The organism is Bacillus sp. FSL K6-1003, assembly GCF_037964945.1.
Lineage (GTDB): Bacteria > Bacillota > Bacilli > Bacillales > Bacillaceae > Bacillus > Bacillus mojavensis.
Genome location: NZ_CP150176.1, coordinates 955,138 through 969,598 on the forward strand (window position 1 = coordinate 955,138; position 14,461 = coordinate 969,598).

The 14,461-nt window shown below is 43.6% G+C and carries 15 protein-coding genes and 1 pseudogene; all 16 read left to right on the top strand.

What is annotated here, in order from left to right; translation table 11 throughout:
• Window positions 1–55: 55 nt before the first annotated feature.
• The 16 genes and pseudogenes from queG to NSU16_RS04945 all read left to right on the top strand — a co-directional run bounded on the left by queG (window position 56) and on the right by NSU16_RS04945 (window position 14,453).
• The gene (queG, locus tag NSU16_RS04870) at window positions 56–1,201 is read left to right on the top strand and encodes a tRNA epoxyqueuosine(34) reductase QueG (RefSeq protein ID WP_029441191.1); all 1,146 of its coding nucleotides are present in this window, start codon (window positions 56–58) and stop codon (window positions 1,199–1,201) included.
• A 79-nt stretch (window positions 1,202–1,280) separates the two neighbouring features.
• Window positions 1,281–2,210: an amidase domain-containing protein gene (locus NSU16_RS04875; RefSeq protein WP_339192224.1), complete on the top strand. Its 930-nt coding sequence runs from the start codon at window positions 1,281–1,283 to the stop codon at window positions 2,208–2,210.
• 38 nt (window positions 2,211–2,248) lie between these two features.
• A complete protein-coding gene (trmL, locus tag NSU16_RS04880; RefSeq protein WP_326197352.1) occupies window positions 2,249–2,731 on the top strand; it encodes a tRNA (uridine(34)/cytosine(34)/5-carboxymethylaminomethyluridine(34)-2'-O)-methyltransferase TrmL in 483 nt (160 codons plus the stop codon).
• 116 nt (window positions 2,732–2,847) lie between these two features.
• Entirely contained in the window at window positions 2,848–3,489 is a 642-nt protein-coding gene (locus tag NSU16_RS04885) for a YhbD family protein (RefSeq protein ID WP_010333495.1), read from the top strand.
• Window positions 3,480–4,193, top strand: a complete 714-nt coding sequence (locus NSU16_RS04890; protein ID WP_339192226.1) for a polymer-forming cytoskeletal protein — start codon at window positions 3,480–3,482, stop codon at window positions 4,191–4,193. The genes NSU16_RS04885 and NSU16_RS04890 overlap by 10 nt, the downstream gene beginning before the upstream one ends.
• Before the next feature lie 10 nt (window positions 4,194–4,203).
• Window positions 4,204–4,911 (top strand): hypothetical protein, encoded by a 708-nt coding sequence (locus NSU16_RS04895; protein ID WP_339192227.1) that lies wholly within the window; start codon window positions 4,204–4,206, stop codon window positions 4,909–4,911.
• A 357-nt stretch (window positions 4,912–5,268) separates the two neighbouring features.
• Window positions 5,269–7,164, top strand: coding sequence for a serine/threonine protein kinase PrkA (gene prkA, locus NSU16_RS04900; RefSeq protein WP_010333499.1), 1,896 nt, complete (start codon window positions 5,269–5,271; stop codon window positions 7,162–7,164).
• Between the two features lie 178 nt (window positions 7,165–7,342).
• Entirely contained in the window at window positions 7,343–8,521 is a 1,179-nt protein-coding gene (gene yhbH / locus NSU16_RS04905) for a sporulation protein YhbH (protein ID WP_010333500.1), read from the top strand.
• A 159-nt stretch (window positions 8,522–8,680) separates the two neighbouring features.
• Entirely contained in the window at window positions 8,681–9,145 is a 465-nt protein-coding gene (locus NSU16_RS04910; protein WP_010333501.1) for a MarR family transcriptional regulator, read from the top strand.
• 35 nt (window positions 9,146–9,180) lie between these two features.
• Window positions 9,181–9,847, top strand: a pseudogene (locus tag NSU16_RS04915) (HlyD family efflux transporter periplasmic adaptor subunit).
• 40 nt (window positions 9,848–9,887) lie between these two features.
• Window positions 9,888–11,492, top strand: coding sequence for an MFS transporter (locus NSU16_RS04920; RefSeq protein WP_010333503.1), 1,605 nt, complete (start codon window positions 9,888–9,890; stop codon window positions 11,490–11,492).
• Between the two features lie 22 nt (window positions 11,493–11,514).
• Window positions 11,515–12,045 (top strand): NAD(P)H-dependent oxidoreductase, encoded by a 531-nt coding sequence (locus tag NSU16_RS04925; RefSeq protein WP_010333504.1) that lies wholly within the window; start codon window positions 11,515–11,517, stop codon window positions 12,043–12,045.
• 12 nt (window positions 12,046–12,057) lie between these two features.
• The gene (locus tag NSU16_RS04930; protein ID WP_326197349.1) at window positions 12,058–12,432 is read left to right on the top strand and encodes a hypothetical protein; all 375 of its coding nucleotides are present in this window, start codon (window positions 12,058–12,060) and stop codon (window positions 12,430–12,432) included.
• 169 nt (window positions 12,433–12,601) lie between these two features.
• A complete protein-coding gene (locus NSU16_RS04935) occupies window positions 12,602–13,381 on the top strand; it encodes a hypothetical protein (RefSeq protein WP_339192228.1) in 780 nt (259 codons plus the stop codon).
• Between the two features lie 5 nt (window positions 13,382–13,386).
• Complete coding sequence (locus tag NSU16_RS04940; protein WP_010333507.1) at window positions 13,387–13,758, top strand: GntR family transcriptional regulator; 372 nt, start codon at window positions 13,387–13,389, stop codon at window positions 13,756–13,758.
• The gene (locus NSU16_RS04945) at window positions 13,755–14,453 is read left to right on the top strand and encodes an ABC transporter ATP-binding protein (RefSeq protein WP_339180416.1); all 699 of its coding nucleotides are present in this window, start codon (window positions 13,755–13,757) and stop codon (window positions 14,451–14,453) included. Before NSU16_RS04940 ends, NSU16_RS04945 begins: the two co-directional genes overlap by 4 nt.
• Window positions 14,454–14,461 lie beyond the last annotated feature (8 nt).

The following is a 14,461-nucleotide window of genomic DNA, read 5'->3' on the forward strand; positions in this document are numbered from 1 at the left end:
ACCTATTATACAACGGCTTATTGTTTTATCACAAAGAAAGGAGGCTGTGCAAAACATGAACGTTTATCAGCTGAAAGAAGAATTAATTGAATACGCAAAAAGCATTGGCGTGGACAAGATTGGTTTTACGACCGCTGATACATTTGACAGTTTAAAAGACCGTTTGATTCTTCAGGAGTCACTCGGATATCTTTCCGGTTTTGAAGAGCCTGATATTGAAAAAAGAGTGACGCCAACGCTGCTTTTGCCGAAAGCGAAATCAATCGTGGCCATTGCGCTTGCTTATCCTTCGAGAATGAAGGATGCGCCAAGAAGCACGCGAACTGAGCGCAGAGGCATTTTTTGCAGAGCCTCCTGGGGAAAGGATTATCATGACGTCCTGCGGGAAAAGCTCGATCTTCTGGAGGATTTTCTGAGAAGCAAGCATGAGGATATCAGGACAAAATCAATGGTCGATACGGGTGAATTGTCTGATCGGGCAGTGGCGGAACGGGCCGGAATTGGGTTCAGCGCCAAAAACTGTATGATTACAACGCCGGAGTACGGGTCTTATGTGTATTTGGCGGAAATGATTACAAATATACCTTTCGAGCCGGATGTCCCGATTGAGGATATGTGCGGATCATGCACCAAATGTTTAGATGCTTGCCCGACGGGAGCGCTTGTGAACCCTGGGCAGCTTAACGCTCAGCGCTGTATATCTTTTCTGACCCAGACAAAAGGATTTTTGCCGGATGAATTCCGCACGAAAATCGGAAACCGCCTGTATGGATGCGATACGTGCCAAACGGTATGTCCAATCAATAAAGGGAAGGATTTTCATCTTCATCCTGAAATGGAACCGGATCCTGAGATTGCAAAACCGTTATTGAAGCCGCTTTTAACCATCAGCAACCGTGAATTTAAAGAGAAATTCGGACATGTTTCAGGCTCGTGGCGCGGAAAAAAACCGATTCAACGGAATGCGATTCTGGCGCTTGCCCACTTTAAAGACACCTCCGCACTGTCTGAACTGACGGAGCTTATGCATAAAGATCCGCGCCCGGTCATCAGGGGAACGGCTGCCTGGGCGATCGGGAAAATCGGAGACAACACATACGCGGAGGAGCTTGAAAAAGCACTGGAAAAAGAAAATGATGAAGAGGCAAAGCAGGAAATTGAAAAAGGAATTGAATTGCTAAAAGCCGGCATGACTAAATAAGTCTTGTCCTGACATACGTATAGAGCAGAAGGAAAAAACACTTGAGATGCAGCCAAGTGTTTTTTCTCTATAAAAAAGTATGTCGGGTGGGGTGAGCTTGAAGCACATATTAGAACAACTAGCGGAGGAGCGTCTTAGCTATCTGGTCAACGGGCATGATCTGAGACAGGAGCCTCAAGTCGGAGACCTGGAAGTCATGGAACGTAAGAAGAAGCTTCTGGAAAAACGTAAGATTGAGATGATAAAAGCGAAAGCGAAAGCTGTCATTGACAATGTGCAGGTTGAGGATGACGGAACCACCTGCATCAGGTATATCATACACTTCGAATATTTATACAAGGAGCAGGACGACACTCTGTATATGGAAGAGCATATAGAAGAAAGAGTCGCTTTTCTTTATGATCAAATTCTGATTAAGGATCAGGAAGTGAAAAAAAAACCGGCGGGATTTAGTGAAGGCCAAAGCATTATTGACTATTCCCAGGAAGAAAGGGAGGCGTTTGGCCGAGCTTTTCAATATGACCGGCTCGGAGCGGTACAATATGCCGAAAAATATTGGAACAAGCGTAATCCGGCTTATAAAAATTTCAGCGATAATTGCACGAATTTTATTTCTCAGTGTCTTCATGCAGGGGGAGCACCAATGCGAGGCCACCCGAACAGAGGATCTGGCTGGTGGATGAAACAAAGTTCTTGGAGCTATAGCTGGACGGTGGCTCACTCGATGAAAATGTATTTGACGAATTCAAAGGCTGGCCTTCGGGCGGTGCGTGTAAAATCAGCGGAAGAGCTGGTGCCGGGTGATGTGATTTGCTATGATTTTGAAGGAGACGGCCGGTTTAATCACACAACGATTGTGGTGGCGAAGGATAAAGGCAATATGCCGCTTGTCAACGCCCAGTCTTATGACAGCCGGATGAGGTATTGGTCTTACGAAGATTCAACAGCATACACACCGTCTATCCGATATGCCTTTTTTCATATCGTTGATGATACGACAAAAGAGTAATTAATGATATAATGATGAGCGGATAAGAAAAATTAGAGGTGAACACAGTGGCATTACATGTCGTTTTATATCAACCAGAAATTCCTGCTAATACAGGGAATATCGCACGTACTTGCGCAGCAACAGATACAACGCTCCACCTGATTCGTCCGCTCGGCTTTTCAACTGATGATAAAATGCTGAAGCGCGCCGGACTTGATTATTGGGAGTTTGTAAACGTAGTGTATCATGACTCGTTAGAAGAATTATTTGAGGCATATAAAAACGGGCAGTTTTTCCTCATCACGAAATTCGGCCAAAAGCCGCATACATCTTTTGACTACACGGATATTAACGAGGATTATTTCTTTGTGTTCGGAAGAGAAACAAGCGGTTTGCCAAAGGAATTAATTCAAAATAATATGGACCGATGCCTGCGTCTTCCGATGACAGAGCATGTCAGATCGCTAAATCTGTCCAATACCGCAGCGATTCTAGTGTATGAGGCGCTGCGTCAGCAAAATTACCGAGATTTAAAATAGTGAAAAACCCGCCCATGTGTATGGGCGGGTTTTTTTATAGAACTGTGTTTTGTTATTTTAGGCTTAACAACGTAACAGTGTTATGTTACAATGTATCCATCAAAGGAGCTGGACTTATGGAAGATCAATTAATCTCTAAAAAAGAATTGCTTGAAGAAACATCCATCTCATACGGTCAGCTGTATCGATGGAAACGGAAAAATTTAATCCCTGAGGAGTGGTTTATACGTAAATCCACATTTACAGGGCAAGAGACGTTTTTTCCTAGAGAGGATATTTTAAAGCGCATTTCAATCATTCAAAAGATGAAAGAAAATTTGTCTTTGGATGAGATGCGGGAGATGCTGTCACCGAAAATGAAGGATGTGAGCATGACGGCTGATGAATTGCTGACGAAAGGCTTGATATCAAAGCCGGCTCTCCATGTCTATTCAGAAGGCGGAGCAGACACGGTTTTTTCTTCTCGTAATCTGCTGTCGCTGTATGTGCTTGAAGGGCTTTTACAGTCCGGAAATGTCAGCCTGGAAGAAGCGAAAATGGCTGCTGACGTATTGAGGAAGCATGAAACAGCGGAGATCAAGAAACAGACGGAACTGATCATTTTGCGCAAGCTGGGTGTAACGACTTGTTTTATAGCGGCTGCCGCAGACAGCATCCTTTTTGAGTCGTCCGTTAAGATTGTGGAAAGAGTGGATTTAGCCAATGCTTCAGAGGAACTAAAGACAAAATATATGCAGGAGGGCCACCAATGGAAATAATGGATAATCTGGTGATAAACGGTACGGGGAGTTCGAAGGGCGGAAAATTTCAATCAGTTGAGATTAATGGCAGCGGAACTGTGGCCGGAGACGTGGAGTGTGACTCTTTTTCATTCAACGGCACCGGTAAAGCGGACGGGAGTGTCAAGGCAAAAACAGTAACCATCAGCGGCTCAGGCAAAATTCATGGGGATGTTGATGCAGAATCCATCCGCATGAATGGAACAGGTTTTATCCAAGGTGAGACCGCCGCTAAACAATTGAAGGTCGCGGGATCATCAACATTTGGCGGAGCAGTCAAGGCTGATGACATTGTGATCACCGGAAAGGCGGTCATGGAAGCCGATTGCGAAACGGAAACATTTCAGACTGAAGGGAAATGCAAAGTCAGCGGTCTCCTAAATGCTGATCAGGTGAATATCAAGCTTTCTTCCGGAGAGAGTTATGTGAGGGAGATCGGCTGCCGCCATCTTCAAGTGACAGGCAGAAAAGGGATGCTGACATTGCTGAAGCTGATGCCGCAGCCTGTGTTAACAGCTGAACTGATTGAGGGAGACGTGATTGAGCTGACACATACGAACGCCAAGATTGTGCGGGGAAACACAGTGAAAATCGGTCCGAACTGCCAGATTGAGACTGTGGAATACAGCGGCGATTACACTTGTGATCCGAACGCTTCGGTAGGCACATCCACAAGAATGTAAGGAGGATCATATGGAAACAGCAAAATTAGGACATTTAAAATTATATGGTGCCGGGCACGCTTCGGGAGGCGCCTATCACCATGTCAGCATCAAAGGTGAAGGTGTGATTGGAGGAGGGCTGTCCGCTGCAGGCTGCCGCATATACGGCACAGGCCGTTTTCTCGGGAACGCGGAGACTGAACGGCTGAAAGTACTCGGAGAAAGCGAGTTTGAAGGCGATTTGATTGCGGGCAAAATCAGCATATACGGGACAATGCAAATTAGTGGAGCTCTTCATGTTGGCCGATTGAAGCTGAAAGGTCTGACTGAGATCGACGGCAATATGGCAGGGGATTCGTGCGAAGCAAAAGGAAAGCTCAGCGTTAAAGGCGATTGTGAAATCGAATCGTTTCATATCACTGGCTGTGTGGACGTAACAGGTTTGCTGAATGCAGGCGAGATTGATATCGGATTGAGTCATGATGCCAGCCGGGTCCGTGAAATAGGCGGAACGTCAATTAAAGTAAAAAAACGTGCGCGCTTTTTTACGCGAAAAAAAGCGAGACTAACTGCGCAGCTGATTGAGGGAGATAAAATCTATTTGGAACATACCGAGGCGGCGGTGGTCAGAGGGAAAGAAGTTGTTATCGGGCCAGGCTGTAAAATCGGCACAATTGAATTTGAAAACAAATGCGAATGCGATCAGCATTCAAAAGTTATGAAAAGAATTAAGTTTTAAAACATTGTTCTGTTACACAGAGAAAGGGTGCTCTCAAGAGGGAGCACCCTTTTCTTTTTATTCTTTTCCCGGCTTACTATCGTATCCTGCGGTAAAAATTGATACTAAAAAAGTGACAATGACACCCATCATGATGATTGTTTTCACCGTCTCTCCCCCTCTTCAATTTTTCCTGCTGTCCGAGTCTGGATGATTCTGTATTTTCTTTATTATGAACGCACGCAGTCTGCCTTGTCAACGCTGCATAGGGTATCTTTATTTTTAAGAAACCAAAGCATGTATCACGGGCTGACGGCATAGATTGTATCAAAGTACCTTTTTTTGCACAGCGCATCAAACATGATAGAGGAGGTCCTTATGGATATATTAAAGAAAATTGAAAAGTACAGAGAGGAAGAGCAGCGTCTGAAATGGGAAGGAACATTCGCTGATTATTTGGAGATTATTAAAGAAAATCCAATGGTCGCGCAATCTGCTCATTCTCGTGTTTTTAATATGATAAAAGACAGCGGGATAGAGGAGATTGACGGACGGAAGAAGTACAGCTTTTTTGACCGCGAGCTGTTCGGGCTTGAAGAATCCCTCGAGCGCCTTGTGGAGGAATATTTTCATCCGGCCGCGAAAAGGCTTGATGTCAGAAAGCGGATTCTGCTTTTAATGGGCCCTGTGAGCGGCGGTAAATCAACGCTGGTCACAATGCTCAAAAAAGGTCTTGAAGCATACACGCTGACGGATAATGGTGCTGTATATGCGATTAAAGGCTGCCCGATGCACGAGGACCCCCTTCATTTAATCCCCCATCATTTGCGGGAGGATTTTTACAGAGAATACGGCATTAGAATAGAAGGAAGCCTTTCACCATTAAATGTGATGAGGTTGGAGGAAGAGTACGGAGGGCGAATTGAAGATGTGAGGGTGGAGCGGATCTTCTTTTCTGAGGATAAGCGTACGGGAATCGGCACCTTCAGTCCGTCTGATCCGAAATCTCAGGATATTGCCGATTTGACGGGAAGTATTGATTTCTCAACCATTGCTGAATACGGTTCTGAATCTGATCCGCGCGCCTACCGGTTTGACGGAGAGCTGAACAAGGCGAACCGAGGCATGATGGAGTTTCAGGAGATGCTGAAATGTGATGAGAAGTTCCTCTGGCATTTGCTCTCACTGACACAGGAAGGGAATTTTAAAGCCGGGCGATTTGCGTTAATTTCCGCTGATGAGCTGATCGTGGCTCACACGAATGAAACGGAGTATCGCTCATTTATTTCTAATAAGAAAAACGAAGCCCTGCACTCCAGAATCATTGTGATGCCTGTTCCTTATAACTTAAAAGTGTCTGAGGAAGAAAGAATTTATGAAAAAATGATCGCAGAAAGTGATGTATCGGATGTTCATATTGCTCCGCACACACTTAAGGTCGCCGCGATGTTTTCAATTCTTACGCGATTAAAAGAGCCGAAGCGGTCTGATATTGATCTGGTGAAGAAAATGAGACTATATGACGGAGAAAGTGTGGAAGGCTTTAATTCAGTGGACGTTGAGGACATGAAGAAAGAATATAATGATGAGGGCATGAGCGGAATTGACCCGCGCTACGTGATTAACCGCATTTCTTCTACTATTATCAGAAAAAATATGGAGTCGATCAATTCCCTTGATGTTCTCCGTTCTTTAAAAGAAGGACTTGATCAGCATCCGTCTATTTCAAACGAGGATCGGGAACGATACTTGAATCTTATTTCTGCAGCCCGTAAGGAATATGATGATATTGCGAAGAAGGAAGTCCAAAAAGCGTTTGTGTATTCATACGAAGAATCAGCCAAAACGCTGATGGATAATTACCTCGACAACGTAGAGGCTTATTGCAATAAAAATAAGCTGCGTGATCCTTTGACAGGAGAAGAAATGAATCCGGACGAAAAGCTGATGAGATCGATCGAAGAACAGATCGGCATTTCCGAAAACGCTAAAAAAGCGTTCCGCGAAGAAATTTTAATCCGCATCTCCGCGTATGCGAGAAAAGGAAAGCGGTTTGACTACAATTCCCACGAAAGACTGCGTGAAGCCATTCAGAAAAAATTGTTTGCTGACTTGAAGGATGTTGTTAAAATTACGACCTCAACGAAAACCCCTGATGAGCAGCAATTGAAGAAAGTAAATGAAGTCGTAGCCCGTTTAATTGATGAGCACGGCTACAACTCGACGAGTGCCAATGAGCTGCTGAAATACGTCGGCAGCCTGCTGAACCGATAAGCAAGTGACCCGTCCGGACAGGGCGGGTTGTTTTGTACCATTTTCTAAATAGTTTGTCAATTAACTGTACTTATGCGCATATGATGAATATAAATCTTTTCGAAAGACTTGTTTCATAATCTGGCACAAGCCGGAATAGGTATGTATCACGACCACAAATGGTTAAGGAGGGGAATTCATGTCCCAAAATGACAGCGGCCATTTTTTGATTTCTGAGGAAAACTGGTCCCTCCATCGCAAAGGCTTCGATGACCAGCAGCGCCACCAGAAAAAAGTACAGGAAGCCATCAAAAACAATCTGCCGGATCTCGTAACTGAGGAAAGCATTATTATGTCTAACGGCAAAGATGTAGTGAAAATTCCTATCCGCTCACTGGATGAGTATAAAATCCGCTATAACTACGATAAAAATAAACACGTAGGGCAAGGGGACGGCGACAGCCAGGTTGGAGATGTTGTAGCCCGGGACGGATCAGACAAAAAACAGGGGCCGGGTAAAGGTCAGGGAGCCGGAGATCAGGCGGGCGAGGACTATTATGAAGCAGAAGTTTCACTAATGGATTTAGAAGAAGCGCTCTTCAAAGAATTAGAGCTTCCGAATCTCCAGCAAAAAGAAAGAGATAATATCATTCACACGGATATCGAGTTTAACGATATCCGAAAAACAGGGTTAACCGGTAATATTGATAAGAAAAGAACAATGATGTCGGCTTTTAAACGCAACGCGATGACAGGGAAGCCGTCTTTCTATCCGATTTATCCGGAGGACTTAAAATATAAAACATGGAACGATGTCACGAAGCCTGAGTCAAAAGCTGTCGTGTTAGCAATGATGGATACGAGCGGCAGTATGGGCGTGTGGGAAAAGTATATGGCGAGAAGCTTCTTTTTCTGGATGACCCGCTTTTTACGGACGAAATATGAAACAGTTGAAATTGAATTTATTGCTCATCATACAGAAGCAAAAGTTGTGTCTGAGGAAGATTTCTTTTCAAAAGGAGAAAGCGGCGGAACAATCTGTTCTTCCGTATATCGAAAGTCACTTGAACTGATTGATGAAAAATACAGCCCCGCCCGTTATAATATTTACCCTTTTCACTTCTCTGACGGCGACAATCTGACATCTGATAATGCGCGTTGCGTGAAATTGGTGAATGATATTATGAAGAAAGCGAATTTGTTCTGCTATGGCGAGGTCAATCAATACAACAGACATTCGACGTTAATGTCGGCTTATAAAAATGTAAAAGACGAGAAATTCAAATACTATATTTTAAAACAAAAGTCAGATGTTTTTCAGGCGCTGAAGAACTTTTTTAGAAATGAAGAAGCTGGCATCAGCCATCAATTATCATAGTGAATAGCCCATTTCAGGGCTTTTTTTTATTTAAAAAAAGTAAGAAAGCGATTGCGAAAAAAATAAGAGGGAAAAAGAGATTTTTCCTTTGACAAATCTTCTTTCATTTATTAATATTTTATCTTGTGAACTATTATTGAGGAATGAGGTGAAAAGGAGTTGACTGAATCAGAACGTGCTTTGCTCACTTTTGAACAGCTCTTCGATACGTCTCGGGCTATCTATAAAAAACAGAAGAAGATATTGGAGATTGTGCTTGAGCCTTTTGATATTACAGTCCTTCAATATTTACTGATGTTTAAAATTCATCAAAGCGGAAGCACGCCGCTCAGCAAGCTGGCCATGTCTCTTGATCTTAAGCCTGCTTCTGTGACCCGGATGACCGATATCCTATATAACCGGCAATTGATGAATCGGTATGACAGTCCGGATGACCGCCGTATCGTAATGATTCAGTTAACCGAAGAGGGGGAAGAACTTTTACAAGAAGCCGCTGTGCAATACGCAAAAATGGGCGCGAGCCTGTATCAGAAGCTTGACACGTCTCAGCTTCAATATTTGCGTAAGCTTGCCGGAAGTTTATCAAAGCTTGCTGAAGGCTGTGCAGAAAAAAGCGGTAATTAAAAACATCCCACATATTTTCACCAGCTTTCCACAAAATGATAGAGGAAGAAACGAAAGGAGAAAAACAAAATGAACAGAGGACGTTTAATTCTGACCAACATTATCGGTTTGATTGTTGTTCTTGCAATTATAGGCGGAGGTGCTTACTACTATTATCAAAGCACAAACTACGTGAAAACAGATGAAGCAAAAGTAGCCGGCGATATGGCAGCTATTTCAGCTCCGGCAGCAGGTAAAGTATCCGACTGGGATCTTGAAGAAGGAAAAACAGTGAAAAAAGGCGACATAGTTGCAAAAATCAAAGGTGAACAAACTGTTGATGTAAAATCCATCATGGATGGAACAATTGTGAAAAACGAAGTGAAAAACGGACAAACCGTACAAGCTGGCACAACAATTGCGCAAACGATTGACATGGACAACCTTTATATCACAGCAAATATTAAAGAAACAGATATTGCAGATGTTGAAGTAGGAAATAGTGTAGACGTAGTAGTCGACGGAGATCCTGATACAACATTTGACGGTACTGTAGAAGAAATTGGCTATGCGACTAACTCAACTTTTGATATGCTTCCATCTACAAATTCAAGCGGAAACTACACAAAAGTAACTCAAAAAGTTCCAGTTAAAATTTCAATCAAAAACCCATCTGATAAGGTGCTTCCAGGTATGAATGCATCTGTTAAAATCTCTGAGTAAAACAGATCAGTCATCAAACCATGAAAGGAGGTTGTCTTAGATGGCTACAGGCAAAGAAAAAAATACAAAAAGCCCTATGACATTGCTGATTGTGCTAATGTCGGGTTTATTCTTGGCAATACTAAACCAAACATTGCTTAACGTCGCAATGCCGCACTTAATGACTGAATTTGGCGTAAGTGCAACGACGATTCAGTGGCTCACAACAGGTTACATGCTTGTTAACGGCGTATTAATTCCGTTATCTGCCTTCCTGATTACACGTTTTGGCCAACGGAGTCTCTTTCTCGTCGCCATGTTCTGTTTTACGCTCGGTACGTTAGTCTGCGGTATCGCACCTAACTTCTCTACAATGCTGATCGGCCGTTTGATCCAGGCCGTGGGCGGAGGTATCTTGCAGCCGCTTGTTATGACAACCATTCTGTTAATCTTCCCGCCTGAAAGCAGGGGGAAAGGAATGGGGATTTTCGGACTTGCGATGATGTTTGCTCCAGCGGTCGGCCCGACTCTTTCCGGGTGGATTATTGAGCATTACACATGGCGCATCATGTTTTACGGACTTGTGCCGGTCGGCGCAATTGTTATCATCGTGGCTTTCTTCATCTTTAAGAATTTGGTGGAGCCGCAAAAAATCAAACTCGACACTCTTGGAGCGATCCTCTCGATTGTCGGATTCGCATCCTTATTATACGGAGTCAGTGAAGCGGGTTCTGACGGCTGGACCGACCCGGTTGTACTGTCTACAGTTATAATCGGCGTCATTGCAATTATTGCTTTTGTTGTTCAGCAATTGCGTCATGATGATCCGATGCTTGATTTCAGAGTGTTTAAATACGACATTTTCTCACTCTCAAGTGTTATTAATATCATTATTACAGTGGCACTTTACACTGGTATGTTCCTGTTACCGATCTATCTGCAAAACCTGGTCGGATTTACGGCGCTTCAATCCGGTCTGCTTCTGCTTCCGGGTGCGATCGTGATGCTGATCATGTCACCGATCTCAGGTATTTTGTTTGATAAATTCGGCCCGAGACCGCTTGCGATTATCGGACTGGTCGTGACAGTGGTGACAACATTCCAATATACGCAATTAACTATTGATACACCGTATACACACATTATGCTTGTATACTCAATTCGCGCATTCGGTATGTCGCTCTTAATGATGCCTGTCATGACGGCTGGGATGAACCAGCTTCCTGCCCGTCTGAACAGTCACGGAACGGCGATGAGCAACACGCTCCGCCAAATCAGCGGATCGATTGGAACAAGTTTAATTACGACGATTTATACAAACCGTACGACATTCCATTATTCACAAATTGCAGATAAAACAAGCACGGCGGACCCGAACTTCCTCCATGCGTTCCAAAATGCAGTTTCGAATATAATGGTGAATATGAATGTACCCTATGAGACAGCGAAAACGTATGTTTACTCACATATTTACAAACACGCGTCACTCGATTCAAACGTCATGGGGATTAATGACGCCTTTATGTGGGCGACATTATTCTGTGTGGCAGGTGTGATTCTCAGTCTTTTCCTGCGTGATGTCAGAAAAGATAAATTGCGTGCGGAGAAAAAGAAAAAAGAGGAGCTTTCATTGCTTCCGGCTCCAAAAGAAGTGAAGGAATCTTAAACTGTACAGGGAGGTTTCCTAAATGAAAATTTATGTAGTGTATGACAGTGAAGGTGAACATACAAAGGTATTGGCAGAAGCGATTGCTGAAGGCGCTCGGGAAAACGACACGGCTGAAGTATTCATCGACCACGTAGATCAGGCGGATATCCGCAAGCTTAAAGACATGGACGCAATTATTTGGGGATGCCCAGGGCATTTCGGAACAATCAGTGCAGGTCTGAAAACTTGGATCGACAGACTCGGCTACTTGTGGGCTGAAGGCGAGCTGATCAACAAAGTCGGCGCAGTATTCTGCACAACGGCAACAACACACGGCGGTTTGGAAATGACAATGCACAACTTAATCACGCCAATGTTCCACCAAGGGATGATTGTTGTCGGTCTGCCTGGCAATGTGCCTGAAAACGCACTGTACGGTTCTTACTACGGAGCGGGCGTCACTTGTCCAGTAGACAGTGATGAGTTAATGTCTGAGGAAGGTATTCAGCTGGGCCGCGCATTAGGAAGACGTGTCAGCCAAGTCACAGGAAACTTAACAGCCGGACAGTAAGGAGAGGTTAAAATGGCCATTATAATAGCAATTATTGCTGCTGTCATTGTGATTGCGGGTCTTATCACGTATAATGTCCGCAACGCCTCTGCTGGACTCGAGAAGCGAGAAACAGCTGAAAAAATCGCCCCTCCAGAAGAGGAAAAAAACGAAGCAAAATACCCTGCTGAAGCACGGGCTGCTGAGCATGTCCCAGCCGTTGTAAAAACTGACTCTGGAAAAGAGAAAAGTGACTCAATTGGGGATGATTTCTACCGGCAGGCGCTTCAAAAGTTTAAGCATTCTGAGGAAGATCAGAAAGAAAAAGAGGTCACTAAAAAAAGTGACAAAATGCAGGACAGCAGTTATCGAGATGCGCTGCTCTCCATGAAAAACAAAAAGAAATAATATCAAAGGCAAATCCGTTTACTCATGGCGGGTTTGCTTTTTTTATGCTGTTTAAATGTATAAAACTTGGTTATTTATTAAATAAATCCATGGAATATGTTGTATTTTGGAAAGTCATAGTGTACTATTTGATTCATACACTTTATAAGTGTTTTTAGGGGGAAAAACAATGAAGCCGTTTTGGGGTTTAGTAAAAAAGGATCTGAGACTGTCAAAGATGCGGTTTTTTGCATGTCTCTGTGCAGTCATACTATTATCTGCCGGGAGCTTTTTATTCGAACGATTAGCTGAAGAACCTTTAGCTGTTTTTGGATGCTGGGTTGTGCTTGCCATTTTTCAAGTATTTATAGCTCCTTTGCTGGTCTACAATTGTCTTCGTGTAGAGGGGAAAAACCAGCTATGGTTATATAATCCGAACGGCGCAGCCACGCTTTTACTCTCGAAGCTGACTGCCGGTCTTGTCTATCAATTCATTTTTCAGTTTTTGATTTCAGTTTACGGAATCTCTCTTTATCAGTACCTTGACTCAAAAGCGCTCATTGCTGATCAAGTCCCGCTTGCAGGCACGATACTGGTCTTTAATCTTTATGGGCTGGTATTTACTGCTTATCTTTCCTGTGCGGTAATCCTGCTGTGGAATGTGTTTCATTCTTTAAAATCAAGTTCTTCCTTCATCAGACGGTTTCGCTGGTTCATTTGTATGTTACTGGGGGTAGGGTGGTTTTATGTAGAGGACCATTTGATCATACCTTGGCTGACACCGCTGGATAAACTGTATTATTTCACAACGTATGGAGATGTCGGTTTTACATACAAGGGATCCTTAGGGTGGCGTGTGGAATTAAACATCTTCCATCTTCCATATCCGTCCATTATTGTCATGCTGGTGTTGGCAGCTGTGTTTCTTTTTCTGGCTTCCAGGTTCCTGCAGCGAAAAGTTGAGGTGTAGAGAAAATGAAACAAGACTTTCAATCCTCTAAACCGATTTATATGCAGATTGCTGATCAAATTTTTTATAGGCTGGTCAGAAAGGAGCTTGTTCCCGGAGACAAGCTGCCGTCTGTCAGAGAAATGGCAATTCAAACAAAAGTAAATCCGAATACGATTCAAAGAACCTACAGTGAAATGGAAAGGCTGGGAATTGTGGAGACAAGAAGAGGGCAAGGGACATTTATCGCTGAAAAAGCTGAAATCGTGGATGAACTGAAAGAGAGGCTTACCCGTGAAGTGTTTGAAAGTTTTATTCATCAAATGGCAGAGCTGGGATTAACAAAAGAAGAAATGCTGGCAGGGATTAAAAAATACACGAAAGGAGGACAGGAATGAATATTGTATTTGACAATGTGTCTAAGAGATACGGCGGCCATACGGGGGTGAATAAAATATCCTTTACTTTATTCCCGGGAAAAATTTACGGGCTTTTAGGCTCGAATGGCAGCGGGAAATCGACGACCTTAAAATTAATCGCCGGACTGATGTTCCCTACTTCAGGTTCAGTGAAAGCAGGTGAACAGCCTGTAACAAGAGACATGATCAAGTACACGGCTTATCTAACAGAGCTAGACATGTTTTATCCCGGATTTACGGTGAAAGATATGCTCGATTTTTACGAATCACAGTTCCCTGACTTTCAAATGGAAAAAGCCTATCAGCTGCTTAAAGAAATGCAGCTGAAGCCTGAAAAAAAGATAAAGCAGCTTTCCAAGGGGAGTCGAGGCCGTCTTAAAATCGTGCTGGCACTATCAAGAAGAGCTTCCGTCATTCTGTTGGATGAGCCTTTTTCCGGTCTTGATCCGATGGTCAGGGATTCAATTGTCAACAGCCTCGTTTCTTATATTGATTTTGAGCAGCAAATCGTTGTCATAGCCACACACGAAATTGATGAAATTGAAACCCTGCTTGACGAGGTCATCGTACTCGCCGACGGAGAAAAAGTGGCACAGCGTAATGTGGAAGAGATTCGCGAGCAGGAAGGTATGTCCGTGCTGCAATGGTTTAAAACGAATATGGAAGTTTACTAGAAAGAGGA